20 protein-coding genes are annotated in these 24,720 nt (G+C 73.0%); 10 read left to right on the top strand and 10 right to left on the bottom strand.

Annotation, left to right across the window (positions count from 1 at the left end):
• Position 1 precedes the first annotated feature (1 nt).
• Positions 2–1,093 carry a polyprenyl synthetase family protein gene (locus ABZ342_RS40995; protein ID WP_360485181.1) on the bottom strand — a complete coding sequence of 364 codons (1,092 nt, stop codon included), beginning with the start codon at positions 1,091–1,093 and terminating at the stop codon, positions 2–4.
• Between the two features lie 60 nt (positions 1,094–1,153).
• Complete coding sequence (gene merB / locus ABZ342_RS40990; protein WP_360485178.1) at positions 1,154–1,843, bottom strand: organomercurial lyase; 690 nt, start codon at positions 1,841–1,843, stop codon at positions 1,154–1,156.
• A gap of 49 nt (positions 1,844–1,892) precedes the next feature.
• Between merB and metF the strand changes: the two genes are divergently transcribed.
• The 3 genes from metF (at position 1,893) to ABZ342_RS40975 (ending at position 5,781) form a co-directional block, all read left to right on the top strand.
• Complete coding sequence (metF, locus tag ABZ342_RS40985; RefSeq protein WP_155542020.1) at positions 1,893–2,777, top strand: methylenetetrahydrofolate reductase [NAD(P)H]; 885 nt, start codon at positions 1,893–1,895, stop codon at positions 2,775–2,777.
• Positions 2,778–2,819: 42 nt separating this feature from the next.
• Positions 2,820–4,508 (top strand): DUF885 domain-containing protein, encoded by a 1,689-nt coding sequence (locus ABZ342_RS40980; RefSeq protein WP_360485175.1) that lies wholly within the window; start codon positions 2,820–2,822, stop codon positions 4,506–4,508.
• Positions 4,509–4,908: 400 nt separating this feature from the next.
• On the top strand, positions 4,909–5,781 hold the full coding sequence (locus ABZ342_RS40975) for an EamA family transporter (RefSeq protein WP_360485172.1): 873 nt from the start codon (positions 4,909–4,911) through the stop codon (positions 5,779–5,781).
• A gap of 18 nt (positions 5,782–5,799) precedes the next feature.
• On the opposite strand, the gene ABZ342_RS40970 is transcribed toward ABZ342_RS40975, so the two are convergent.
• A complete protein-coding gene (locus ABZ342_RS40970) occupies positions 5,800–6,372 on the bottom strand; it encodes a GNAT family N-acetyltransferase (RefSeq protein ID WP_155542023.1) in 573 nt (190 codons plus the stop codon).
• Positions 6,369–6,881 (bottom strand): YbaK/EbsC family protein, encoded by a 513-nt coding sequence (locus tag ABZ342_RS40965; RefSeq protein WP_155542024.1) that lies wholly within the window; start codon positions 6,879–6,881, stop codon positions 6,369–6,371. The genes ABZ342_RS40970 and ABZ342_RS40965 overlap by 4 nt, the downstream gene beginning before the upstream one ends.
• Before the next feature lie 739 nt (positions 6,882–7,620).
• On the opposite strand from ABZ342_RS40965, the gene ABZ342_RS40960 reads away from it, so the two are divergent.
• The 4 genes from ABZ342_RS40960 (at position 7,621) to ABZ342_RS40945 (ending at position 10,758) form a co-directional block, all read left to right on the top strand.
• Complete coding sequence (locus tag ABZ342_RS40960) at positions 7,621–8,034, top strand: SAV_6107 family HEPN domain-containing protein (protein ID WP_360485221.1); 414 nt, start codon at positions 7,621–7,623, stop codon at positions 8,032–8,034.
• Positions 8,024–8,794: a maleylpyruvate isomerase family mycothiol-dependent enzyme gene (locus ABZ342_RS40955; RefSeq protein WP_360485168.1), complete on the top strand. Its 771-nt coding sequence runs from the start codon at positions 8,024–8,026 to the stop codon at positions 8,792–8,794. Before ABZ342_RS40960 ends, ABZ342_RS40955 begins: the two co-directional genes overlap by 11 nt.
• A 58-nt stretch (positions 8,795–8,852) precedes the next feature.
• Positions 8,853–9,584, top strand: a complete 732-nt coding sequence (locus ABZ342_RS40950; RefSeq protein ID WP_155542027.1) for a VOC family protein — start codon at positions 8,853–8,855, stop codon at positions 9,582–9,584.
• Positions 9,585–9,678: 94 nt separating this feature from the next.
• Entirely contained in the window at positions 9,679–10,758 is a 1,080-nt protein-coding gene (locus ABZ342_RS40945) for a GNAT family N-acetyltransferase (protein ID WP_360485165.1), read from the top strand.
• Between the two features lie 745 nt (positions 10,759–11,503).
• Here the strand turns inward: ABZ342_RS40945 and def are convergent.
• The 6 genes from def to ABZ342_RS40915 are packed head-to-tail and all read right to left on the bottom strand — an operon-like array spanning position 11,504 to position 21,013.
• The gene (gene def, locus ABZ342_RS40940) at positions 11,504–12,004 is read right to left on the bottom strand and encodes a peptide deformylase (RefSeq protein WP_360485162.1); all 501 of its coding nucleotides are present in this window, start codon (positions 12,002–12,004) and stop codon (positions 11,504–11,506) included.
• Between the two features lie 36 nt (positions 12,005–12,040).
• Complete coding sequence (locus ABZ342_RS40935; RefSeq protein ID WP_360485159.1) at positions 12,041–16,714, bottom strand: DEAD/DEAH box helicase; 4,674 nt, start codon at positions 16,712–16,714, stop codon at positions 12,041–12,043.
• Positions 16,692–17,492 carry a DeoR/GlpR family DNA-binding transcription regulator gene (locus ABZ342_RS40930; RefSeq protein WP_360485156.1) on the bottom strand — a complete coding sequence of 267 codons (801 nt, stop codon included), beginning with the start codon at positions 17,490–17,492 and terminating at the stop codon, positions 16,692–16,694. Before ABZ342_RS40930 ends, ABZ342_RS40935 begins: the two co-directional genes overlap by 23 nt.
• Positions 17,464–18,741, bottom strand: a complete 1,278-nt coding sequence (locus ABZ342_RS40925) for an MFS transporter (protein WP_360485153.1) — start codon at positions 18,739–18,741, stop codon at positions 17,464–17,466. The genes ABZ342_RS40930 and ABZ342_RS40925 overlap by 29 nt, the downstream gene beginning before the upstream one ends.
• Complete coding sequence (pdxA, locus tag ABZ342_RS40920; RefSeq protein WP_360485150.1) at positions 18,738–19,766, bottom strand: 4-hydroxythreonine-4-phosphate dehydrogenase PdxA; 1,029 nt, start codon at positions 19,764–19,766, stop codon at positions 18,738–18,740. The genes ABZ342_RS40925 and pdxA overlap by 4 nt, the downstream gene beginning before the upstream one ends.
• The gene (locus tag ABZ342_RS40915) at positions 19,763–21,013 is read right to left on the bottom strand and encodes a four-carbon acid sugar kinase family protein (RefSeq protein WP_360485147.1); all 1,251 of its coding nucleotides are present in this window, start codon (positions 21,011–21,013) and stop codon (positions 19,763–19,765) included. Before ABZ342_RS40915 ends, pdxA begins: the two co-directional genes overlap by 4 nt.
• A 181-nt stretch (positions 21,014–21,194) precedes the next feature.
• Here ABZ342_RS40915 and ABZ342_RS40910 point away from each other — a divergent pair, with 181 nt between their 5' ends.
• The 3 genes from ABZ342_RS40910 (at position 21,195) to recA (ending at position 24,564) form a co-directional block, all read left to right on the top strand.
• Complete coding sequence (locus tag ABZ342_RS40910) at positions 21,195–23,045, top strand: Hsp70 family protein (protein ID WP_360485218.1); 1,851 nt, start codon at positions 21,195–21,197, stop codon at positions 23,043–23,045.
• Between the two features lie 39 nt (positions 23,046–23,084).
• Positions 23,085–23,279: a DUF3046 domain-containing protein gene (locus ABZ342_RS40905; RefSeq protein WP_155542036.1), complete on the top strand. Its 195-nt coding sequence runs from the start codon at positions 23,085–23,087 to the stop codon at positions 23,277–23,279.
• 238 nt (positions 23,280–23,517) lie between these two features.
• Entirely contained in the window at positions 23,518–24,564 is a 1,047-nt protein-coding gene (gene recA / locus ABZ342_RS40900) for a recombinase RecA (RefSeq protein WP_247012292.1), read from the top strand.
• Positions 24,565–24,720: the final 156 nt, after the last annotated feature.

Genomic DNA, 24,720 nt, shown 5'->3' with positions numbered 1-24,720 from the left:
GTCAGTACGTCCGCTGGGTGGCCTTGACGACCAGCCCGGTCAGCGCGGCGGGCGCCGGCTCGGCCAGGTGCGCGCGCTCGAGCGCGGCCATCGCCGCGGTGGTCAGCTCGTCGATCCGCCGCTCGACCGCGGCGACCGCACCGACCTGCTGCAACGCCATCCGGACCGTCTCGACGCCTTCGTCGGAGAGGTCCGCGTCGCCGATCGCGTCCGCGATGACCGTGGCCGCGGCGGTCTCGTCCTTCTCCGCGGCGAGCTGCAGGCCGAGCGCGACGAGCAGCGTGCGCTTGCCCTCGCGCAGGTCGTCGCCGGCGGGCTTGCCGGTGACCGACGGGTCGCCGAACACGCCCAGCAGGTCGTCGCGCAGCTGGAACGCGATGCCGACCTCGCCGCCGAACTCCAGCAGCGTGGTGATCAGCTCGGGGGAGGCACCGCCGAGCGCGGCGCCCAGGTGCAGCGGCCGCTGCACGGTGTAGGCGGCGGTCTTGAGCCGGTCGATCTTCAGCGCGGCCTCGACGGAGGCGTCCCCGGTGGCCTGCGTGCGGACGTCGAGGTACTGCCCGGCGAGCACCTCGGTGCGCATCGCGCGCCACGCGGGGCGGGCCGCGGCCAGGGTCTCGGCCGGCAGCGGCGCGTCGGCGAACATGTCGTCCGCCCAGGCCAGCGCCAGGTCGCCGACGAGCACCGCGGTGGCCAGGCCGAACGTCGAGGGGGAGCCGAGCCAGCCCTGGTCGGCGTGCAGCTTCGCGCCCGCGATGTGCACGGTCGGGAAACCGCGGCGGGAGTCGGAGGAGTCGATGAGGTCGTCGTGGATCAGCGCGCACGCCTGGATCAGCTCGAGGCTGGACACCGCCTGCAGCACGCCCTCGGCGTCCGGGCCCGCCGGGTCGCCGCCCGCGCCGCGCCAGCCCCACCAGGCGAACGTCGGGCGCAAGCGTTTGCCACCGGTCAGCACGAACCCGCTCAGCGCGTCGATCCCGGCCTTCACGGTCGGCTCGGTCGCCACGATTCCGTCGCTCGCCCGGCCGAGGAACCCGGCCAGCGCGCGCTCGACGTTGGCGGGCAGATCGGCGTCGGAAACGGGCGCGTTCATCCCGCCATCCTCGCGGAACCGGCGGCGGCGCGGGCCGCCGGGGCACCCGGATGTGGCGAATCAGACTCCGGCCGTCGCCGCCCAGAACGGGCCGGTCAGGCCCGCTTCGGCGAAGTACGCGACGGCGCTGTCCGGCTCGCGCCGCCGGTAGCCGCGCTCGAGCCGGCCCTCGTACCAGCCGCGCGCGAGCCGCCAGAGCGTGACGAGGTCCATGACGTACCCCTTGTCCCGCCCGGTCGCCGCCAGCCAGGCGTCCACACAGGACTCGCAGCAGAACAGCCGCTGGTGCCCGCAGGTGTGCAGCACGTCGTCCCACATCGCCGCGGCGGGCACCAGGAAGTGCGCCACCTGCGCGCCCTCGGGCGGTGCGGCGCGGTCGACGACCAGTGCGTGCGGCTGGTCACAGCCCGGGCAGCGGGTCGCGACGAGCACCTCGGGTTCGTCGGCCACCAGGTGGGGGATGGCGAAGGAGTCCCACGCGCAGCCGCCCCACCACAGCGTGTGCGAGCCCATCACCGAGAAGCCGAGCGACTTCGCCGCGAACGGGTGGGCCAGCACGACGTGCTCGGACTCGTCGAGCACCAGGTGGTGGGCCGCGGCGAGGCGGTGCAGCGCCTGCTTGGCGACGGCCAGCGACCCGCCCGCCGCGTCGGCCAGCTCCGGCGCGGTCGGCGCGCGTCCGCGGTCGGCGAAAGCGTGGTAAACGGCGAGGCGCACGTCCTCGTCCCAGCTCGCGTCGTCATCCCTCATCGCTCACTCCTGTATCGAGTCTAGAGCCGTGGCCCTTAACATTCGAGGTATGACGTCGGTGATCGAGCGGTTGCGAGGAGACGGGCCGAAGTTCTCCATCGAGTTCTTCCCACCCCGGGACGCGGCGGACGAGGCCGTCCTCTGGAAGGCGATCCGGGAGCTCGAGCCGTACGACCCGGCCTACATGTCGATCACCTACGGCGCCGGCGGCTCCAGCCGCGACGGCACCGTCCGCAGCATCGCCCGCGTCGCGACCGAGACGACGCTGGTGCCGATGGCGCACCTGACCGCGGTCAACCACTCCGTCGCCGAGCTGCGGAACGTGATCGGCTGGTACGCCTCGGTCGGCGTCCGCAACATCCTCGCGCTGCGCGGCGACCCGCCCGGCGACGTCTACGGCGAGTGGATCCCGCATCCCGAGGGCCTCACCTACGCCGAAGAGCTGGTGCAGCTGGTCCGTGAGCTGGGCGACTTCTGCGTCGGCGTCTCGGCGTACACCTACGGCCACCCGCGCTCGTCCGACCTGGAGTCGGACACGAAGTACCTGGTCCGCAAGCTGCGCGCGGGCGCGGACTTCGCGATCGCGCAGCTGTTCCACGACCCCGAGGACTTCCTGCGGCTGCGCGACCGGGTCGCCGCGACCGGCTGCGACGTCCCGGTGCTGCCGGGCGTCATGCCGCTGACGACCATGCGGACCCTGCAGTCGACGATCAAGCTGTCCGGCGCGCCGGCGCCCCGGAAGCTCCTGGACCGGCTCGAACCACTGGCCGAGGACCCCAAGGCGTTCCGCGCGGCGGGCATCGACGTGACCACGGAACTGTGCGAGAAGCTGATCGCCGAGGGCGTGCCGAACCTGCACTTCTACACGTTCAACCGCTCGAAGGCGACGCGCGAGGTCATCGCGAGGCTGGGGCTCGTCCCGGCCCGTGCTTAAGTACGTACCACCGGGTGCTGGTGGCCCGGTAGCGTGCGGCGCATGGCTTCTACTGCTTCCGATGGCGTGCACGGGATCTGTGACCGCTACGTCGACGAATACGCGGCCGCGGACCCGGTCACGGCGACCGCCTGCGGCATCAAGGGTCACGACCACCGGCTGACCGACTACTCGGCGGACGGGTTCGCCGAGCGCGCCGCGCTGGCCTCGCGGGCGCACGCCGCCGTCACCGCCGTCGAGCCGGGGGACACCGCGGAGCGCGCCGCCAAGGCCGTGTTCACCGAGCGCGTCGGCCTGGAGCTGGAGATCCACGAGGCCGGCCTCGACGTGGCGAACCTCAATGTCATCTCCAGCCCCGTCCAGGAGCTGCGGATGGCGTTCGACCTGATGCCCCTCGACACCGAGCAGGACTGGTCGGTCGTCTCGGCCCGGCTCGGCGAGGTCCCGCAGGCACTCGCGAACGTGCGCAGCGGCCTGCTCACGGCGGCCGACGCGGGCCACGTCGCGGCGCTGCGTCAGGTCGCGAAGGTGGCGGAGCAGTGCGAGACGTGGGCCGGCCTGCAGGAGGAGAAGGGGTACTTCACCCAGCTCGTCGCCGGTGCGGCTTCGCAGGGTGAAGCGCTGCGGGGCGACCTGACGCACGGCGCGCGGGCCGCCGAGGAGGCGTTCGCGGAGTTCGCCGGGTTCCTGCGGGCCGAGCTGGCGCCGAAGGCCCCGGTCAAGGACGCCGTCGGCGAGGACGTCTACCGCCTGTGGTCGCGCTACTTCGTCGGCGCGACGCTGGACCTGCGCGAGGCTTACGAGTGGGGCTGGGCGGAGTTCGCCCGGATCGAGTCCGAGATGCGCGCGGTCGCGAACCGCGTCAAGGCGGGCGCGTCCCTGACGGAGGCCGCGGCGATCCTGGACGCCGACCCCCGCTACCGCGTCCGCGGCCGCGCCGAGTTCGAGGCGTGGATGCAGAACTTGTCGGACGAAGCGCTGAAGTCGTTGCGCGGCAAGCACTTCGACATCTCCGACCGCGTGATGGCGCTGGAGTGCAAGATCGCCCCGCCGGGCGGCGGCGTCGGCGCGTACTACACGGGTCCGAGCGAGGACTTCGGCCGCCCGGGCCGGATGTGGTGGTCCCTGCCGTCCGGCCGCGACGAGTTCACGACGTGGCGCGAAACGAGCACGGTGTACCACGAGGGCGCGCCGGGCCACCACCTCCAGATCGCGACGGCGGTGGACCAGTCCGAGGGGCTGAACAAGTACCAGCGCCTGATGGCGTTCACGTCGGGCCACGCGGAGGGCTGGGCGCTGTACTCGGAGCGCCTGATGGAGGAGCTGGGCTACCTGTCCGACGACGGCGACCTGCTGGGAATGCTGTCGGAGCAGCTCTTCCGCGCGGCGCGGGTGGTGGTCGACCTGGGCATGCACCTGGAGCTCGAGATCCCCGCGGGAACGGGCTTCCACGAGGGTTCCCGCTGGACGCCGGAGCTGGGCCTGGAGTTCATGCTGACCCGCACGATCACGGACGAGGCCCACGTCCGCGACGAGATCGACCGGTACCTGGGCTGGCCGGGCCAGGCCCCGGCGTACAAGATCGGCGAGCGCCTGTGGCTGGCGGCCCGCGCCGAGGCCCGGGGCCGCGCGGGCGGAGCGTTCGACATCAAGAAGTTCCACATGGAGGCGCTGCGGCTGGGCGGGATGGGGCTGGACACGCTGCGGGAGCAGCTGGCCCAGCTGGACTGAGGTGGTTGGCGGCCCCGCCGGTTCGCCGGCGGGACCCCCGCCCTCCCTTGGGGGGCGTCCCACGTCCAGTTTATCGACCCCGCCCGGCAAAACCCGCCGAGAAGCCACGTCCCGGCCCGACTGTCCACAATGCAGCCACCGTGTGGACAACCGCCGAAATCGTCGGCTCCGGCCGCTGACCCCACGGCATCGCAGCGGCGGGGGATGCCGAAAATCCGTCGCGCCACCCCGAGTCTCTCGTTAACTTCTTCCCGTGCGCCGAATCCTGTTCGTCACCCCGCCGCCCCGCGTCTGAGCGGGGTGGTCCCCAGCCGCGTGGCCTGAGCGCCCGCGGCTGATTCTTCTTGCACACCGCCCCGCGTCGTCGATCTCCCTCTTCCTTCGACGCAGGAGCGTTCCTTTGACAACCCTGTCCACGCGCGCCCGTTCGTCGGCCGCGCTCGTTCTCGCCGGTGTCCTCTGGGGCACCGGTGGCCTCGCCGGCTCGTTTCTCGGCCACCGAGCCGGCCTCCACCCGCTCGCCGTCGCCGCTTACCGGCTGCTCGTCGGCGGTGGCGTCGCGACCCTCTTCGTCCTGCTCAGAGGCGGCGCCCTCCCGCGCACGGCCGAAGCAGCGAAGCGGCTTCTCGCCGTCGGCGCGCTGTTCGCCCTCTTCCAAGCGAGCTACTTCGCCGCCGTCGCGCTCAGCTCGGTCAGCATCGCCACGATGACCACCATCGGCGCGGCACCCGTCGTCGTCACGCTCGCCTCGGTCCGCAAACCCCACCGCTGGACGGTGCTCTCCCTCGCCGGCACCGTCGCCGGCCTGGTCCTGCTCCGCTGGTCGCCGGACGATCCCGCCCACCTCGTCGGCGGCCTCGGCTTCGCGCTCCTCGCCGCGGTCGGCTTCGCGACCCTGACGTTGCTCACCGCGAAGCCGGTCGACGGCCTCGAACCGCTGTCCACGACGGCGTTCGGCTGCCTGACCGGCGGTCTGCTGCTCATCCCCGTGGCGAGCTGGACGGGCATGGCCCTCCCACTGCACGCGGACGTCCTCGCGGCGGCCTGCTACCTCGGCGCTGTGCCGACCGCGCTCGCCTACGTCGCCTACCTGCGCGGCCTGGCGACGGCGCATCCCGTCCTGGGTGCGCTGTCGGCGATGCTCGAGCCGCTGACGGCCGCGGTCCTGTCCGCCGCGTTCCTCGGGGAACGGCTCGGTGCCACGGCCTGGTGCGGCGCCGCCGTCCTGGTCGCGGCGCTGGCGATCGGGTACTGGCGCCCCGAGCCGCGCTGACCGGCGCCGCCCCTCGGCTCAGCGCGGGTCGAGGGGCAGCGTCCGCCCGAGGATCGCGAACGGCCGCGGGTCGCCGGCGAAGTGGTAGTCGCGCAGGACGTCGACGAAGCCCGTCCGGCGGTAGAGCTTCCACGCCCGGCTGGTGCCCTCCGGCGTCGACAGCAGGACGTTCGCGCTCGGCACGCTCTCCAGCAGGCTCCGCAGCAGGTCCTCGCCGATCTGGTGGCCCTGGTTCTCCGGCTTGACGTGGATTTCGGTCAGCTCGAAGTAGTCCGAAAGCCAGCGCTCGGCCTCTTCGGGCCCGAACCGGCGGCTCAGACCGTGGCGCACCTGCTCGTGCCACCACTGGCCGGCCCGGCCGCGGTAGCCGTAGGCGAGCCCGAGCAGGACGTCGTCGGCGTCGAGCGCGGCCATGCAGCGCCAGCCCTCACGCAGCGCGTGGGTGAGCCACATCGGCGCGCGCTGCTCGGCGGTGCCTGCCGGGTACCGCATCGCCCGGACGTAGATGTCCAGCGCTTCGGGCAGCCGTGCGCGGAACTCGTCCGTGGAGAGCTGGACGTAGCGGGAGCAGCCGGCGGGCATCGCGGTCACGGCTGTCCATCTTCCTCCGCGCCGCTGAGCGCGCCCGGGGTGCCCCCGGTCAAGGCGACCAGCTCCGCGAAGGTGGTGGGGTAGACGGTCTTGGGGTGCCCGGCGGCGGCCCACACGACGTCGTGGGCGCGCAGCGCGGTGTCGACGAGCGTCGGCAGCGGCCCCGGGTGCCCGGTGGGGGCGACCCCACCGATCGGCTGCCCTGTGTGCTCGCGCACAAAAGTCGCGTCGGCCTTCCCGATTTCGGCCCCGGCCAGGCGTTCGAGGGTGGCCGGATCGGCCCGGTGAGCGCCCGACGTCAGCGCGAGGAGCGCTTTTTTGTCGGACCCCAGGCGGAAGATGAGGCTGTTGGCGATGGCCCCCACGGGCACGCCGAGCGCTTCGGCCGCCTGCGCGGCGGTCCGGACCTCGGCGGGCAGCACGCGGATGCCCTCGGCGGCGGCGTGCTGCCCGGCTTCGGCGAGCGCGGCCGCCACCTTGGCGACGGCGGGGTGGTCCAGCGAACTCATGAACCTATGAGATCACGCCACCGACCTGGTGTCCCGCACCACGTCCGGGGATTCCACCCGTGGGGTTGAGCGGACACCGGGTCGGGGTTACTCTGGAATTCGTTCGAACAGGCGTTCGACATCGGTGAGCGCGCACCGGTCAGGTGCCCGGCGGCGGGGCGGGGGAAGCGTCCCGCCGCCGGGTGCTCGATCGGGGCTCACCCCGCGCAGGAGGAGGGTCGTCATGTCCGTCAAGGTCGTGTCCCCCACGGAGTCCGGGCAGCCGCAGCTGCCCATGCCGCTGCGCCCGCCGGTCACCCCGGCAGCGGCCGGCACCCACCACGTCCGCCCCCGGCGCCGCCCGTCGGTGGACGGGGCTCGCCCCCGCTCGTCGGCGGCGGATTTGGGGCAGCCCGAGCTGCCGATGACGCCGCTGTCGCCGTCGGCCGCGGAGGGTGCGGACGCCGATCAGGCCCGGCTCTCCGAAACTCTGCGCTCGCCTGTTGCCGGTCAGTCCGAGACGTCGCTGCGCCCGCCCATCGCGGACGCGGAGGTCGAGCAGGCCCAGCTGCCCATGCCGCACTCGTCGGTGCCGGCGGCGGACTCGGGGCAGCCTGAGCTGTCCCCGTCCACGGCCGGCGCGGATCGCGGTCAGTCCGAGCTGGCCATGCCGCACTCGTCGGTGTCGGCGGCGGACTCGGGGCAGCCTGAGCTGTCGCCGCCCACGGCCGGCGCGGATCGCGGTCAGTCCGAGCTGCCCATGACCCTGCGCGCGCCCGCTCCGCCCGTCGCGGCCGGGCTGCTCGCCCAAGCTCGGCGCGGGCTCGCCGCCGCCGAGCGGGAGCCCGCTCCCGCCGAACGGTTCATCGGCGCCTACCTCGCCGCCCTGCGCGGTGCCGCCGCCGTGCTCGCCGCCCGGGGGCGGCCGCACCGGGGGCGTGCGCGGCCGGCCAGTACCTGGGTGCTGCTCGACTCCGTCGCCCCCGAGCTGCGGGAATGGTCGGCCTTCTTCGCCGGAAACTCGGCCGCGCGCGCCGCCGCGCAGGCCGGGATCACCGGCAAGGTCACCGCCGAATCGGCCGAGGGGCTGGTGCGCGCCGCCACGTCGTTCCTCGAACTCGTCCGCCGCCTGGTGCACGGCCTCCCGATCACCGGGGAAGCCCATGTCGCGTGAGCACGGCCCGGTCGACCGCGGGCGGCTGCTCACGGCGCTGGGGATCGAAGGCCGGGTGCTGGCCGAAGCCGTCCACGCGGCGCCCGTCGAAGCGCCGGTGCCCGCCTGCCCGGGCTGGTCGCTCGGCGAGGTGGCCCGGCACGTCGGCAGCCTCTACCGCATGGTCCGGCACCGGCTGGCCGACGGCCGCAACCCCGAAGACTGGCAGCGCGACCCCGAACCGGGCCAGAGCCTGGCGGCTTACCTGGAGGCCGGCCTGGCCGAGCTGCTCGACGAGCTGGCCGCGCACGACCCGGAAGAGCACGCCGACACCTGGTGGCCGGCGGACCCGACGTACGGGTTCTGGCGACGGCGGATGCTGCACGAGACGCTGGTCCACCGCGTCGACGTCGAACAAGCGGCGGGCACTCCGGAGGGCGGCATCGCCGAAGACCTCGCGATCGACGGCATCGACGAGGCGCTGACCCTCTGGTTCGGCCAGAAGCTGCCGATGCTGGGGCTGACCGGCACGAAAGCGGGCTCGGTCGGCGTGCGCAGCGGTGCGCACAGCTGGATCGCCCGGGCCGGGCCCGAGTCGACGGAGGCCTGGCGCTGTTCGGCCGAGGAGGCCGAGGCCGCGGACGACGTCGTCACGGCCGCCGAACCCGGGCGGATCTACCTGTGGTTGTGGGGCCGGTCGTCCCTGACCTCGGTGACCGTGCGGGGAGTGCACGACCAGGCCGCCCAGCTCTGGGCGCTGATGCGGCTCGCGACCCGATGACCCGGCCGGTGGGGAAGCCGAACCGGAACTGTCGGTGGTGGCGGCTAGCCTGCGCCGCATGAACACGCGCCTGGTGAACGTGGTGATCGACGCGGCGCGGCCGAGGGTCCTGGCGGACTTCTGGGCCGCGCTGCTCGGCTGGCGTGTCGCGCTCGAGGAGGCGGACGAGGTCGACGTGCGCGCCCCGGAGGCCGACGGCTGGGACCTGGACCTCGTTTTCGTCCCCGTGCCCGAGGCCAAGGAAGTGAAGAACCGGATCCACCTGGATCTGGCGAGCACGACGCTCGCGCACCAGGAGGAGCTGGTGTCGCGCGCCTTGGAGCTGGGCGGCAGCCGGGTCGACCTCGGGCAGGGCGCCGTGCCGTGGGTCGTGCTGGCGGATCCGGAGGGCAACGAATTCTGCGTCCTCGAGCCCCGCGACCGGTATGCGCAGGCGGGCGCGGTGGCCGCCATCGTGGTCGACGCCCACGATCCGGAGCGGCTGGCGGCGTTCTGGGCGCGGCTCACCGGCCGGCCGGTCGGCGCTCGCGAGGGCGACGTCCTGGTGGGGCTGCGCGCGCCGTCGGGGCGTGGACCGTGGCTGGAGTTCCTCCGCAACGACGACGTGAAGCGGGTCAAGAACCGCGTGCACCTCGATGTCGCGCCGCCGTCGGGGGCCGACCACGCGGCGGCGGTGTCGGAGGTCGTCGCGGCGGGTGCGGCGCCCGCGGACCTCGGCGGCCCGGACCTGCCGTGGCGCGTGCTGATGGACCCGGAAGGCAACGAATTCTGCGTGCTGACTCCCCGCTGACCGTTGCGGCCGCGTTGCCGAGCCGCGGTGAACGCTGACCTGCGCGAAACACTCACGTCCCGGAGCGGCAACAACCGCGGGGGACCGTGGGGGCATGGAAACTTCCCGTGCGGTGCCCCAGCTCGATCCGGCGGCCCCGGTCGACGTGCCGAGCACGCCGACCGCGTGGCGGGTGCGGATCCGGATGCACGACCACCCCGGCACCCTGGCCCGCATCGCGATCCGGCTCGCCGACCTCGAGTGCAACATCCTCGGCCTGACCGTGCTGCCGGTGCCCGGCGGCGTGCTCGACGAGATCGTCGTGCGCCCGGCGACCGGCCTGCCCCGGCGGCACCTGGCCGAGGCCATCCGCGCCGAGGGCTGCGAGTGCACGGCGATCATCGACGCCGACGTCCACGAGCTGGTCGACCCGGCATCGTCGACGCTGCTCGCGGCCCGCCGGGCGGTCGACGACCCGGCTCGTCTCGCGGAGGTGCTGAAGGACGTGCTGGCCGCGGACGTGGTCACGCGCGTCCCGACGGCCGAGGCGAACCCGGCCCGCACCGAGAGCGGGCACCGGGCGGTGTTCGCGCTGGGCGGCGGCGAGGCGCTGGTGGCGCGGCGCCAGTGGGCGCCGTTCGTGCAGCTGGAGCTCACCCGCGCCGAAGCGCTGGTGACGCTGCTGGCCGCGACGGCCCGGAACGTCGCGGGCCCGGCGGTGCTGAACCGCCCGGACGGCGCGGCGATCGTCCTGCGCAAGGGCCTCCCCGCCGACGCGGAAGCGGTATCCGAACTGCACCGCCGTTGTTCGACGGCGACGCTCTTCCGGCGCTACCACACGGGAGTCCGCACGGTCCCGCGCCGCTGGCTGCACCGGCTGCTGGTGCCACCGCGCGGCACGAGCGTGCTCGCGGTCTTCGGCCGCGAGGTGATCGGGCTGGCCCAGCTGATCCCGTCCTCGACCGGCGGCGCCGAGATTTCCCTGCTGGTGGAGGACGACTGGCAGCGCCAGGGCATCGGCACGGCCCTGCTGGCCAGAGTGGCGGCGCTCGCGGAGGCCGAGGGCATCACGGAGCTGCGAGCGGACTGCCTCCCCGACGACGAGGTGCTGGCCCGCACGGCGGCCCGAGCGGGCTTGCGGACGGAACGCCCCACCGAGGACGGCACCCAGCTGCGGATGTTCCCGCTGGCTTGAGCGGATGGCGGGATGGCGGGCCGGCGGTCGAGGCTCGCCGGAAGCCGGCAGCGGTTCGGCCGCACTCAAGTAGCGGCCGGTTGCGGTGGCGACCCACGGCAGCTCGCCCGAAGCGGTTCGGCTGCCGGGGGACGGCTCGGCGCAGGAACTTGCGCGCCCGGTCGGCTGTATAGAAGGCCCGCGGCCGCGCCGCGGCCAGCCGCGGTGGCGGCCCGCAGCGGTTCCCCTATCGGCGGCTAACGGCTGGCCACGGCGCTCGGCCGAAGGGGTTCGGCTGCCGGGAGGGCGGCTAGGTACAGCAACTTGCGCGCCCGGCCGGCTGTATAGAAGGCCCGCGGCCGCGCCGCGGCTCGCGGCCGGCTGTAGTGGCGGCTCGCAGCGGTTTCTCTATCGGCGGCTGGCGGCTAACGGCTGGCCATGGCGCTCGGCCGAAGGGGTTCGGCTGCCGGGAGGGCGGCTCGGTGCGGCAACTTGCGCGCCCGGTCGGCTGCATAGAAGGCCTGCGGCCGCGCCGCGGCTAGCGGCCGACTGCGGCGGCGGCTCGCAGGGGTTCCGCGGTTGGTGGCTAGCGGCTGGCGCCCGCTGCGGTGGCGGCCCGCGGCGGTTCTCCCATCGGCGGCTGGCGGCTAACGGCCGGCCATGGCGGCTTGCCCGAAGGGGTTCGGCTGCCGGGAGGACGGCTCGGTGTGGCGGCCTGCGCGCTCCCCGGCCGGTGGTTGCCGGGTCTTTCGCCCGTCTCGGCTGGTCAGCGCTTCCAGAACCAGTCCTTGTCGCGGGCTTCGCGCAGGGCCGTCTTCTTGCGCTCGGCGGTGAGGCGGTCCAAGTAGAGCACGCCGTCCAGGTGGTCGGTTTCGTGCTGGAGGCACTGGGCCAGCACGTCCTCGCCCTCCACCTCGATCGGTTCGTTGCGGATGTCGACGCCTCGGACCTTCGCGTGTTTCGCGCGCTTCGTGGGGAACCACAGTTCCGGCACCGACAGGCAGCCCTCGTCGATCTCGTGCGTCTCCTCGGACAGCTCGACGATCTCCGGGTTGACGACGTACCCGGCCAGCCCGGCGACGTCGTAGCTGAAGATGCGCAGCCCGACACCGATCTGCGGTGCGGCCAGACCGGCGCGCCCCGCCGGCTTCACCGAGTCCATCAGGTCTCGCACGAGCGCCTCGAGCTTCTCGTCGAACACGGTGACCGGGTCGCAGACGGACTTGAGGATCGGGTCCCCGAAATAGCGCAGTTCGCGCATGGCCATGAGCAGAACATCCTTCGTGCGTGTCGGACTGGCAGCTTAGGCCCGCAGCCGCAGGCCGGAAGGCGTGGCCCGGAAACCGGCGTCCCGCAGAACCTCCGCCAGCTCCGAGGTCAGGGCTTGCTCGCCGTCCGCTCGCTGGACCGACAGCTGACCCAGCCAGCCTTCCCGGACCGCGGCCGACAGCGCCTGCGCCGCGTCCGACAACGGTTGCCGTTCTTCCGTGAAACTCAGCAGCGACCTGCCTCCTCGCTCGACGTACAACGCCGGAACTCCGTCCACCAGCACCGCCAGCGCCCCTGCCTTGCGCGCCGGACGGTGTTTCGTGTCTCCCGTCGCGGCCGGCCAGGGGAGCGCCGCGCCGTATGGCTGGGCCGGGTCCGCGGCCGCCAGCACCACCGCGCGGCCGGGCTCCGGGCGGCCAGGGCCCGACAGCGCGCGCAGCCGGTCCACCGCCCCCTTCGCCGCGAACTGGGCCGCGCCGAGGCCTTCGACGACGTAGCCGCGGATCACCTGGCCGGTGTCCTCCATACCGCGGAGCACCTTGTAGATCCCCGAGAACCCGCCGGTGACGCGTTCGGTGTCGAGCGCGCCGCGGGTCAGGACGCCGTGGCGCTCCAGGAACGCCTCCGTCCGCGCGTGGGCGCGCCGGGTCGCGTCGGTTTCGCGGGTCGGGGTCAGCGCCCAGCGGCCGGCGACCGTCGGCGGCCCCGACCGTGACGGCATCTGCGGCCGCCCCGCCCGCAACCGCGCGTACCGGCCGCGCGGCGCCTGGCGCCGCGGCTTGTGCGCGCCGTGCCCGGCCACCTGGGCCCGCAACGGCCCCAGCGTGTCGCCCGTGACCAGCCCCGCCCACACCAGGTCCCACAGCGCCGCCACGACTTCGGCGTCGTTCGGCGCCTTGTCCACCAGCACGCTCGCGCGGTCCACCAGCTGGCGGAAGAACAGCGCCCCACCCTCCAAAGTGGACACGAGCGCGTCGTGCAGCGGACCGGTCGGGATGTCCTCGACGACCTCCGGCAACAGCAGATCGGCGACGTCCGTGGGGGCGAGGGCGATCCAGCCGTCCCCGCCGGACAGCGCGCCGCAGCCTGCCCACGTGACCTCGCCCGCGGTCGTCAGCTCGTCCAGCAGCGCGGGCGAGTAGCCCGGCAGCCGGCCGGGCAGGATCAGCGACTCGACCGCGCTCGCCGGCAACGGCGCCCCGGCGAGCTGCTCGACCACCGACAGCACGTCGTCCGCCGTCGGCGCCGCCCGGACGCGGCCACCGAACCCGTGCCACGACGGCAGGAACCGGCCCAGCGCCGCCGGTTCGACCGGCTCCACCTCGGCCCGCAGCTTCGCCAGCGACACTCGCCGCAACCGGCGGAGTACCGCGGAATCGCAGTACTCGACACCTACACCGTGCGTGTCCGGATGCCCGACCGGGCTCAGCTCGCCACGCACCAAGCGGCCTTCGCCGGTCATCCGGTCGAGGACGCCGGTGACGACCGCCATGCCCAGCCCGAACCGCTCGGCCACGGTCGCCGCCGCGAACGGCCCGCGGCTGCGAGCGTAGCGCGACAGCAGGTCGCCGAGCGGATCCGCGACCGGTTCGGTGAACGCCTCGGGCACACCGACCGGCAGCGCGGTGCCCAGTGCGTCGCGGACCCGGCCGGAGTCTTCGATCGCCAGGAACCGTTCCGTGCCGCCGATCCGGACCCGGATCGCCCGCCGCGCCGCCTCCAGCTCGGTGAGCCACTCCGGCTGGATCCCGCGTTCGGCCGCCTCTTCGACGGTCAGGTCGCCGAGGAACCGCAGCAGGTCGGCGGCGTCCTCGGCAGAGCGGGCGTGCCGATCGGGGTCGAGCCGCTGCAGCGACCGTTCCACCTCGCGCACGGCCTCCGGGTCGAGCAGCTCCCGGATCGCCTCCGTGCCCAGCAGCTCGGCCAGCAGCGCCGAGTCCAGCGACAAGGCCGCCGCCCGCCGCTCGGCCAGCGGCGCGTCGGTCTCGTACAGGAACATCCCGACGTAGCCGAACAGCAGGCTGCGCGCGAACGGCGACGCGGCCGGCGTCTCGACCTCCACCAGCCGGACCTTCCGGGCCCGGACGTCGGCCATCAGTTCGCGCAGCCCGCTCACGTCGTAGACGTCCTGCAGAACCTCCCGCATTGCTTCGAGGACGACCGGGAACCGCTCGTACTTCGACGCGACCGACAGCAGCTGCGACGCGCGTTGCCGTTGCTGCCACAGCGGAGTGCGGCGCCGCGGGTCCCGGCGCGGCAGCAGCAGCGACCTCGCCGCGCACTCCCGGAACCGGGCCGCGAACACGGCCGAGCCGCCGACCTCCGCGACGATCAGCTGCTCGACCTCCTCGGGATCGAGCAGGATGTCGTCCGCGCCGATCGTGACGTCGCCGCCCTCGGCGTCGAGCGCGTCCGGCAGGCGCAGCACGATGCCGTCGTCGGAGTGCGCGACCTGCGCGTCGACCCCGCGGTTTTCCCGCAGCCGCGCGGCGATCGCCAGGGCCCACGGCGCGTTCACCTGCGCGCCGAACGGCGAGTGCACGATGATCCGCCAGTCGCCCAGCTCGTCGCGGTAGCGCTCCAGCAGGAGCGTCCGGTCGTTCGGCACGTGCCGGGTGGCGGCCTTCTGTTCGGTCAGGTAGGCGAGGAGGTTGTCGCACGCGCGCTCGTCCAGCCCCGCCGCGGCGGCCCGCTCGCGCGCCTTCAAATCGTCCGATGTGGACAGTTCGCGGACGAACTTCCCCAGCGCCCGGCCGAGTTCCAGCGGACGACCCGGCGCGTCGCCCTTCCAGAACGGCATCCGCGCCGGTTCGCCCGGCGCGGGCACCACGATGACCCGGTCGTGCGTGATGTCGGTGATCCGCCACGACGACGTGCCGAGCAGGATGGTGTCGCCGACGCGCGACTCGTACACCATCTCCTCGTCGAACTCGCCGACGCGGGAACCGGGCTTGTCGTCCCCGCCCGGCGTCATCACGGTGAACAGGCCGCGATCCGGGATGGTGCCGCCGGAGGTGACGGCCAGCCGCTGCGAGCCGGGCCGCCCGCGCAGCTCGCCGGCGATGCGGTCCCAGGTGATCCGGGCCCGCAGCTCGCCGAACTCTTCACTCGGGTACCGGCCGGCGAGCATGTCGAGCACCGCGTGCAGTGCGTCGTCCGGCAGCGACGCGAACGGCGCCGCCCGCCGCACCAGCGAAGCGAGGTCCGTCACCGTCCACGGCTCCAGCGCCACCATGGCTACGACGTGCTGGGCCAAGACGTCCAGGGGGTTGCGCGGGTAGCGGACCGCTTCGATCGCACCGGTCGCCATCCGTTCGGCGACCACGGCGCACGAGACGAGATCGCCGCGGAACTTGGGGAACATGACGCCGGACGACACCGCGCCGACCTGGTGCCCGGCCCGGCCGACGCGCTGCAGCCCGGACGCGACCGTCGGCGGCGCCTCGATCTGCACCACCAGGTCGACCGCGCCCATGTCGATGCCCAGCTCCAGCGACGACGTCGCCACCACGCACGGCAGCCGGCCGGACTTGAGGTCCTCCTCGACGCGCGTGCGCTGTTCCCGCGACATCGACCCGTGGTGCGCCCGGGCGATCACCGGCGGCGCGCCGGTGCTGACCCCGGACTGCCCGACGGCTTCGGCCGGGAACGAGTCCTGTGGCGTCAGCTCCGTCTGTTCCGCGGCCAGCTCGTTGAGCCTCGCTGTCATCCGCTCTGTGAGCCGCCGCGAGTTGGCGAACACGATGGTCGACCGGTGGGATCGGATCAGGCTCAGCACGCGCTCTTCGACGGCCGGCCAGATCGACGGCCGCTGCACGGGATTGCCGGCGATCTCCTCCAGGGTGCCCAGGCCGCCCGGCGCGATGTCGCCGGGCGGGAACGCCTCGGTCAGCGACTCCAGCGACTCCAGCGCGTCGAGCGGGCTCGGCGCCGGTCCGCCGCGCGGCGCGTCGAGGTTGCTCATGTCCTCGACCGGGACCTCGACGCGGACTTCGATGGTCTTCGCCAGCTTCGGCTGGACCACCCGCACCGGACGGCCGCCGGCGAGGAACGCGCTCACCTCGTCGACCGGGCGGACCGTCGCCGACAGGCCGATCCGCTGCGCCGGCTTCGGGAGCAGCGAGTCCAGCCGCTCCAGTGACAGCGCGAGGTGCGCGCCGCGCTTGCCGCCGGCGACCGCGTGCACCTCGTCGACGATCACGGTCTCGACGCCGCGCAGTGACTCCCGGGCCGACGACGTGAGGATCAGGAAGAGCGACTCGGGCGTGGTCACCAGCACGTCCGGCGGGGTTTTGGTGAACGATCGCCGCTCGGCCGCGGTGGTGTCGCCGGTGCGCATGCCGACCTCGATCTCCGGCACCGGGAGCCCGAGCCGCCGCGAGGCCTGCGAGATGCCGGCGAGCGGCGCGCGCAGGTTCCGCTGGACGTCGACGGCGAGCGCCTTCAGCGGCGAGACGTAGAGGATCCGGCAGCGTTTCGTGGCCTCCGCCGGTGGCGGCTCCACCGACAGCCGGTCCAGCGCCCACAGGAACGCGGACAGCGTCTTGCCGGAGCCCGTCGGCGCGACGACGAGGGCGTGTTCGCCCGCGTGCGCCGCCCGCCAGGCCCCTTCCTGCGCCGCGGTGGGCGCCGCGAAGGCCCCCGCGAACCAGTCCCGGGTCGCGGGGGAGAAGAGGTCGAGCACGTCAACTGCCACGTCGTCCATCATGCGCGGCACCACCGACAGTTTCGGACCCGCTCGCCAGGATCACGCTCTGGGCGAACTGCGGGTACGTGACGTCGACCCGGGGTTCGTCGGTGATCAGCCGGTAGTCGCGGTCGAGCGGCGCCCAGTACGAAAAAGGGGCCTGGCCCAGCTTGGAGCGGTCGGCCAGCACGTACGCCTCGCCGCCCGCGTGCAGCATCGCGTGCTTGACCGCCGACTGCTCCAGTGATGGGCAGCACAGGCCCCGCTCGGCCACCAGGCCGTCCGCGCCCAGGAACACCCGATCGGGTGAGATGTGCCGCAGCTGGGCCAGCACGCTCTCGCCCAGGATGGCTTCGTTGGGGTGCCGCAGCCGGCCGCCGAGGACGATCAGGTCGATCCCGGCGAAGCCGGCGAGCTCGCGGATGGCGGTGACGCCGTTCGTGACGACGGTCAGCCCCTCGCGGTGGGCGAGGTGCCGGGCGAGCCTGCCGGTCGTCGTGCCGGCGTCGAGCAGCACGACCTCGCCGTCACGCACCAGCGCGGCGGCTTCCCGGGCGATGGCGTCCTTCGCCGCCGCGTGCTCCCGGTCCTTCTCGTGCGGGCTGCGTTCGGTGTCGAGCGCGCCGCCGTAGGTGCGGACGACGTGCCCGGCCCCGGCGAGCGAGGCGAGGTCGCGCCGGATGGTCGACTCCGAGACGCCGAACTCCTCGGCCAGTTCCGCGATGGCGCCCGAGCCGTCGCGGACGGCTTCGAGCAGCATCGCGCGCCGGTCACGTGTTCCTGGTCGCGGCTGGGACATGCGCCAAGCCTTCCACAGGGACCGGTTTCAGCCCGAAGAACGCCAGCCCGGCGGCCACGGCGAGGAACGCGGCCAGCACGACGAACCCGGTGGTCGCGCTGCCCGTGACGTCGGTGAGCCAGCCGACCAGGTAGGGGCCGGCGAACCCGCCGAGGTTGCCCAGCGCGTTGATCAGGCCCATCGCCACGGCGACGACCTCGATGCCGAGGATCCGGCTGGGGATGGCCCAGAACGGCCCGTACGGCATGTAGACGCCGGTCGCGACGACGCAGAGCAGCACCAGCTGCACCGCCGCCGGCCAGTGCACGAGGTTGCCGAGCAGCAGCCCGGCGATCGCGACGACCAGCGGGATGGTGACGGCGAGCCGCCGGTTGCCGGTCCGGTCCGACCAGTGCGCGCACGCGACCATCCCGGCCAGCGCGAGGACGTACGGCACGGCCGACAGGAACCCGACGGCGGTCGCCGAACCCCCGGTCATCGTCTTCACCACCGACGGCAGCCAGAGCGAAAAGCCGTAGAACCCGGTGATCCAGAAGAAGTAGATGCCGATCAGCAGCAGCACCTGCCGGTTCGCTAGCGCTTGCCGGTAGCCCTGCTTCGCGAACGCGGGCTTCGCCTCTTCTTCGGCCTTCAGGGTGGTTTCGAGGTACTCCCGCTCTTCGGCGGAGATCCAGCGGGCCTTCGCCGGCCGATCCGCCACCGCGAACCACCAGACGACCGCCCACAGCAGCGGCGGCAGGCCCTGGAGCACGAACACCCAGCGCCAGGACATGTGGTCGAGCATGAGCCCGGACAGCGGGGACATGACGATCGCCGAGATCGGCAGGCACGTCATCCACAGCGCGTTCGCGCGGGCCCGTTCGGCCTGCGGGAACCAGGACGCGAGCAGGATCAGCACCGCCGGCCAGACACCGCCCTCGAACAGCCCGAGCAGCAGCCGGGCGAGGTGCAGCTGGGTCTCGTTCCGCACGAGGCCGCACAGGACGGCCGCGAACGCCCACGCGATCATCAGCACCAGCACCGTCTTGCGGGCGCTCCACTTCACGGCCAGTACCGCCGCCGGGATCTGCAGCACGAGGTAGCCGATGAAGAAGATGCCGCTCGCCAGCCCCTTCGCGCTGGCCGACAACGGGAAGTCTTCGCCGATGTAGGGCAGGATCACCGCGACGTTCGTGCGGTCGAGGTAGGCCAGCATGTACATGACCACCGCGACCGGGATGACGTACGCCCAGCGCTTGCGGGGGATCACCGGACGCCCGGTGGGTAGATCGAGGGCAGCTTCCGCGCGTACGGCGCCAGCGTCGCCGCGGCCTTGAACGCGGCGACCATCGTGCCGTGCGAGGCCCGGCCGGTGCCGGCGATGTCGAACGCCGTGCCGTGGTCGACCGAGGTGCGCAGGATCGGCAGGCCGACGGTCACCGACACCGTGCCGTCGAAGTCGTACGTCTTCGACGCGATGTGCCCCTGGTCGTGGTACAGCGAGAGCACGCCGTCGAACCGGCCTTGGATCCCTTGGTGAAAAACGGAATCCGCCGGGATCGGGCCGACGACGTCGAGCCCCGCGACCCGGGCGGCGGCCACGGCGGGGGCGATCGCGATGATCTCCTCGTCGCCGAACTTGCCGTTCTCCCCGCCGTGCGGGTTCAGCGCCGCCACGGCGAGTCTCGGTTTCTCGGTGCCGAACACTTCGAGCGCGGTGTACGCCTCGCGGATGGCGTGCTCGATGTTCTCCCGCGTGATCTGGCCGATCGCCTCGCGCAGCGAAAGGTGCCGGGTGGCGAAGAAGATCTTCAGCCCCGACACCCAGAACATGGTGTTGAACCGGGTCGAGCCGGTCAGCTCGCCGAGCATCTCGGTGTGCCCGAGGTGCTGCGAACCCGCCGCCCAGATCGCCTCCTTGTTGATCGGCGCGGTCACGACCGCGTCGACCTCGCCGGCCAGCGCGAGCCGGGTGGCCACTTCGATCGCGCCCACGGCGGCGGCACCCGCGGTCGCGTTCACCTCGCCCCACGGCAGGTCTTCCAGGACCACGCCGAGGTTGAGGATGTCGATCACGCCGGTGGTGAACCGCGCGTCGGCGACCGTGGCGATGGGGTTGATCTCCAGGTTCAGACCGAGGTGCCGGACCAGTCGTTCCAGCACGATCGCGTCGCCGACCGCGACCCCGCGCGCCAGCTGCAGCGACTCGGGCTCGGCGAGGGTCTTGAGGGTGATCTCGGGGCCGATGCCCACGGGGTCGCCGAGGGTGACGGCGAGGATGGGGAGGTCGCTCACGGGTTCTTCCTTCCGGTGGCCAGCACGTGGTTCAGGTGTTCCAGGCAAGCGACGGCGGCGTCGCGCCCGCCGATCAGCCCGCCTTTCGTGGCGAAGGGCAGCCCCGCGTGCGGGCCGCCGGAGAGCCGCCCGGCGACCGCCAGTGGCAGTACTTCGGTGTCGATCTCGAAGCCTTCGGCCCCGAGTGCTTTCGTGACCTCGACGGCGATGTCGCCGCCGGTGGCGTAGAGCCCGCCGATCCGGTGGGTGCCGAGGACCAGCCGGGCGGCTTCGCCGAGCGCCGGCGGGATCCGGGCCGCCACCGCCGGGTCGACCGGGGTGCCCGGCGCGGGCGCCCGGGTCCGGATGCCGACCACGCGGTGCCCGGCGTCGAGCAGCTTCCCGGCAGCGGCGGCGATGGCGGACGGGTCGGGGTGGCTCGCGTCGACGTCGACGTACCGCGCGTCCAGCACCAGCTCGGTTTCCAGCAGCTGGTCGTGGGTCTGCCCGGTGATGCTGCCGACCACCGCGAGGACCGGCGGGACGGTGCCGTGGCCGGGCGCGAGCCCGAGCGCGGCCGCCAGCCGGACACCGAAGGGCCCGGAGTCCACCGAGATCCACCGCGTGCCTTCGGCCGCCAGCCGGGCCGCGGCCTTGGCGACGGTGGTGAGGTGCCGGTTCGTCGTGGCGTCGCAGACCACGATCCCGGCGGTGCACCGCAGCGCCGCCTCGATCGCGTCCACGCCTTCTTCGACGACGTCCAGCGGCAGCTCGGCGATCTCGCGGCGCGTGGGCTGGAGCAGCGTGCGGATCCGGGACGTCTTCACCGGCGCCAGCGGGTCGCGCGCCGCGGGGCTTTCGGCCAGTGGGACGCCGTCGACCAGGTGCAGGCCGCCGAGGGTGACCCGGCCCGCGTCCGGGAACGCGGGCACGACCAGGGCCCGCGCGTCCGGTGCCGTGGCCAGGACGGCCTCGGTCTCCACGCCGACGTTGCCGCGCAACGTGGTGTCGACGCGCTTCACCGTCAGCTCGACGGGACCCACGCGCGCCACCGCCTCACGCACCGCTCGCGCGGCGTGTGAGGGGGAAGCGTGCCGGGTACTCAGGTTCACCACGAGAGCGTCGATCCCGCTCTCCGCGCGGAAGCAGGGCGCGTCCGGTTCCAGCGGCGCGGTGACGGAAACCGCGCGCAGCCCGAAGCGGGCGTACAGCGCTCCGGTCGCGTTGCTGCCGGTCAGGTCGTCCCCGAGGACGAGCAGCTTCGGCACTTCACGCTCCCTTCTGCGCGATCTGCGCAACTTGATTGATCGAACTGCGCAACTATCGTGCACCGTGATCACCGCCGAAGTCAAGGAGCGGCGACTTTCGCGGGTCCGCACGCACGGTGACCGCGCGCATGGCAGCATCACGGCGAACGCCGTCGAGGCGGGTTTTCGTGAGGGGAGTGCAGTGCGGATCCTGTCGGTGGACCTCGGGACGTCCAACACCGTCGCCGTCCTTTCGGCGCACGGCATGCCGCCCCGGGTCGTCGAGGTGGACGGCTCGGCCACCATGCCGTCGGCGGTGTTCGCCTCCGAAGACGGCACGATCATGGTCGGCCGCGACGCCGAGCGCCGCGCCCGCCTCGACCCGACGCGCTTCGAGCCGAACCCCAAGCGCCGCATCGACGAGCAGACCCTGCTGCTCGGCACCGACGTCGTCCCGGTGACCGACGCGCTGGCCGCCGTCCTGCGCCGCGTGCTCGAGGAAACCTCCCGCCAGCTCGGCGGCGAACAGCCCGACGAGGTCCGGCTGACCCACCCCGCGCAGTGGGGCCAGACCCGCCGCAACGTCCTGATGTCCGCCGCCCGGCTCGCCGGGATGGGGCAGAACATCCTGCTGGTGCCCGAACCCGTCGCCGCGGCCGCGCACTTCGCGTCGTTCCCCGGCAAGTCCCTCGCGCCCGGCCAGGCGCTCGCGGTCTACGACCTCGGCGCGGGCACCTTCGACGTCGCCGTCGTCGGCGCCACGCAGAACGGGTTCACCGTGCTCGCCGAGGACGGCCTGCCCGACCTCGGTGGCCTCGACGTCGACCAGGCACTGATGGTGCACGTCGGGCGCGAGGTCTCCCACTCGGACCCGCAGCGCTGGCAGCGGCTCCTGCGCCCCGAGTCCACCGGCGACCGGCGCACCCGGCGCGCGCTGCAGGAAGACGTCAAGGCGGCCAAAGAGGCACTGTCACGGCACCCGCAGACCGAAGTCCCGATGCCCGAGCCGTTCAAGGACGTCCTGGTCACGCGCGGTGAGCTCGAAGGCCTGGTGCGGCCGGCGATGCTGCGCAGCGTCGAACTGCTTTCGCGGACGCTGCGCTCGTCCGGTCTGACCCCGGACCGGCTGGCCGGCATCTACCTCGTCGGCGGGTCGAGCCGGCTGCCGCTGGTCGGCACGATGATCGCGGAGAAGCTCGGTGTCGTGCCGGGCAGCCTCGACCAGCCGGAGACCGCCGTCGCGCTCGGGGCCCAGCACGTCGCCCGGGACGGCCTGGGCATGCGCACCCAGAACGTCGAAGGAGCCGTGGCGGCGGGCGCCCCGCACCGCCCGCAGTACGCGCCGCCGCAGCCGCGGTACCCGGGCTACGCTCCGGCGAACTTCCCGCCCAGCGGCCCGCAGCAGGTGCAGAACCCGGCGCCGTCGAACTTCCCCAGCTACTCGCCCGCGCCGGAGCGAGCCGAGGCGAAGCCGCGCGGGAAGAAGAAGCTGCTCATCGGCATCGCGGTCGCGGTCGTCGTGGTCCTCGCGGCCGGGCTGACGTTCGTCCTGACGTCGTCGTCCTCGACGGCCACCTACACCGCCGACCAGTGCAGGACGCCCGGCCAAGCCGACGACAAGGGCCTCACCGGCTGCCTGCGCCAGCTCGCCGGGAAGATCGCCGACACCGGCGACTGCAAGCCGGGCATGGGCAACGGCCCGGCGGCGCCGGCGGAGAACCTCGGGGTGGCCTCGACCTGCTCGGCGCCGGGCCGGGCGGGCACGCAGGTCACCTACGTCCAGGGCGACAGCGCCGACACGCTCAAGCAGTACACCGACGGCCTGCTCTCCTCGGCGGGCGGCGACCGCACCGAGGCCGACTGGGGCGGCAACGGGCTGAAGGGCCACTACTCGTCGGCCGCGGGCCGGACAGCGGCGGTGCTCGTGTTCACTGTGTCGGACCGGCCGCTGGTGGGGTTCATCTACCAGCTGAACTCGAGCGACCAGGCCGAGGCGACCACTCCGGACACGCTCGCCAACTACTTCGAAGCGAGCGTCCAGCCGGGCGGGTAGCGAACGGACCGTTCGCGCCCTCCGGTTAGAGTGGTTCCGATGCGGATCACGGTTTTCCGGCGGCTGATGGCCGACGAGTTCGGGCCCGGGCGGGCCCAGGTGCTGGCCAGGGACCACGTGCTCAGCGCGCTCGGCGGCCGCACGGTCGACCAGGCGCTGACCGCCGGAATCCCGGCCAAGGACGTCTGGCGCGAGGTCTGCGACGCCTTCGACGTTCCGCGTGAACGGCGCTGACCTGGGCGGATGTGCGCTGCCCTGACCCGGGCGGGCGAAAACCCTAGCGCAAGGGTGTGTCGCTGCGGACCTCGAACAGGTGTTCGTCTAAGGTGTTGTCCACATCGGGTCCAGCGATCCACAGATTGGGCGCCGCGCCTGGAATTGTCGGTCCCCGCCGCTAGCGTCGGACCGGACAGCTGAAGAACCGACACAGAGCCCTCGAGACGGGGGGCTTCGACCAGCGAGGTGGACTTCCATGCCTGCAGCACCCGACAAGGACAAGGCGCTCGAGCTCGCGCTCGCGCAGATCGACAAGCAGTACGGCAAGGGCTCGGTCATGCGGCTCGGCCAGGACGGCCGCGCGCCCGTCTCCGTGATCCCGACCGGCGCGATCGCCCTCGACGTCGCGCTCGGCATCGGCGGCCTGCCCCGCGGCCGCGTCGTCGAGATCTACGGCCCGGAGTCCTCCGGTAAGACGACGGTCGCCCTGCACGCGGTGGCGAACGCACAGCGGGCCGGCGGCATCGCGGCGTTCATCGACGCGGAGCACGCGCTGGACCCGGAATACGCCAAGAAGCTCGGCGTCGACACCGACGCGCTGCTGGTCTCCCAGCCGGACACCGGCGAGCAGGCGCTCGAGATCGCGGACATGCTGATCCGCTCCGGCGCGCTCGACATCCTGGTCATCGACTCCGTGGCCGCGCTCGTGCCGCGCGCCGAGATCGAGGGCGAGATGGGTGACTCGCACGTCGGTCTCCAGGCCCGCCTGATGAGCCAGGCGCTGCGCAAGATGACCGGCGCGATGAACAACTCCGGCACCACCGCGATCTTCATCAACCAGCTGCGCGAGAAGATCGGCGTCATGTTCGGCTCCCCGGAGACGACGACCGGTGGTAAGGCGCTGAAGTTCTACGCGTCGGTCCGCCTCGACGTGCGCCGCATCGAGACGCTGAAGGACGGCGGCGAGCCGGTCGGCAACCGCACCCGCGTCAAGGTCGTGAAGAACAAGATGGCCCCGCCCTTCAAGCAGGCCGAGTTCGACATCCTGTACGGCCACGGCGTCTCCCGCGAGGGTTCGCTCATCGACATGGGTGTCGACCAGGCGATCCTGCGCAAGTCCGGTGCCTGGTACACCTACGAAGGCGACCAGCTCGGCCAGGGCAAGGAGAACGCGCGGAAGTTCCTGCGCGACAACCCGGACATCGCCAACGAGATCGAGAAGCGGATCAAGGAGAAGCTGGGCATCGGCGCGCAGGTCGACGCCGAGGCCGTCGAAGCCGTGCCGGCGCCGGTCGACTTCTGATCGGGGGAGGGGGCTGCGGGATTGGGTGGGGTGTGCTCGCGGAGTTCGCTCGCCCCCATCCCTCCGCCGTGTTCTCCGGGGGTCGAACCCCCGGACCCCCGCCAGGGGGCAAGCCCCCTGGACCCCCCGCGTGGTCGCGTTGCGTGGTGACACGTG

It is taken from the genome of Amycolatopsis sp. NPDC005961 (assembly GCF_040629235.1).
GTDB classification, from domain to species: Bacteria; Actinomycetota; Actinomycetes; order Mycobacteriales; family Pseudonocardiaceae; genus Amycolatopsis; species Amycolatopsis camponoti.
The sequence above is the reverse complement of the archived record's forward strand: the minus strand, read 5'-3'. Positions and strand labels throughout refer to the sequence as shown.

Excerpts from the sequence above, each read along its gene's own strand:
- ABZ342_RS40995 (WP_360485181.1), bottom strand. The coding sequence starts at position 1,093 with ATGAACGCGCCCGTTTCCGACGCCGATCTGCCCGCCAACGTCGAGCGC.
- merB (WP_360485178.1), bottom strand. The coding sequence starts at position 1,843 with ATGAGGGATGACGACGCGAGCTGGGACGAGGACGTGCGCCTCGCCGTT.
- metF (WP_155542020.1), top strand. The coding sequence starts at position 1,893 with ATGACGTCGGTGATCGAGCGGTTGCGAGGAGACGGGCCGAAGTTCTCC.
- ABZ342_RS40980 (WP_360485175.1), top strand. The coding sequence starts at position 2,820 with ATGGCTTCTACTGCTTCCGATGGCGTGCACGGGATCTGTGACCGCTAC.
- ABZ342_RS40965 (WP_155542024.1), bottom strand. The coding sequence starts at position 6,881 with ATGAGTTCGCTGGACCACCCCGCCGTCGCCAAGGTGGCGGCCGCGCTC.
- ABZ342_RS40960 (WP_360485221.1), top strand. The coding sequence starts at position 7,621 with ATGACCCTGCGCGCGCCCGCTCCGCCCGTCGCGGCCGGGCTGCTCGCC.
- ABZ342_RS40955 (WP_360485168.1), top strand. The coding sequence starts at position 8,024 with ATGTCGCGTGAGCACGGCCCGGTCGACCGCGGGCGGCTGCTCACGGCG.
- ABZ342_RS40950 (WP_155542027.1), top strand. The coding sequence starts at position 8,853 with ATGAACACGCGCCTGGTGAACGTGGTGATCGACGCGGCGCGGCCGAGG.
- ABZ342_RS40945 (WP_360485165.1), top strand. The coding sequence starts at position 9,679 with ATGGAAACTTCCCGTGCGGTGCCCCAGCTCGATCCGGCGGCCCCGGTC.
- def (WP_360485162.1), bottom strand. The coding sequence starts at position 12,004 with ATGGCCATGCGCGAACTGCGCTATTTCGGGGACCCGATCCTCAAGTCC.
- ABZ342_RS40935 (WP_360485159.1), bottom strand. The coding sequence starts at position 16,714 with ATGATGGACGACGTGGCAGTTGACGTGCTCGACCTCTTCTCCCCCGCG.
- ABZ342_RS40930 (WP_360485156.1), bottom strand. The coding sequence starts at position 17,492 with ATGTCCCAGCCGCGACCAGGAACACGTGACCGGCGCGCGATGCTGCTC.
- ABZ342_RS40905 (WP_155542036.1), top strand. The coding sequence starts at position 23,085 with ATGCGGATCACGGTTTTCCGGCGGCTGATGGCCGACGAGTTCGGGCCC.
- recA (WP_247012292.1), top strand. The coding sequence starts at position 23,518 with ATGCCTGCAGCACCCGACAAGGACAAGGCGCTCGAGCTCGCGCTCGCG.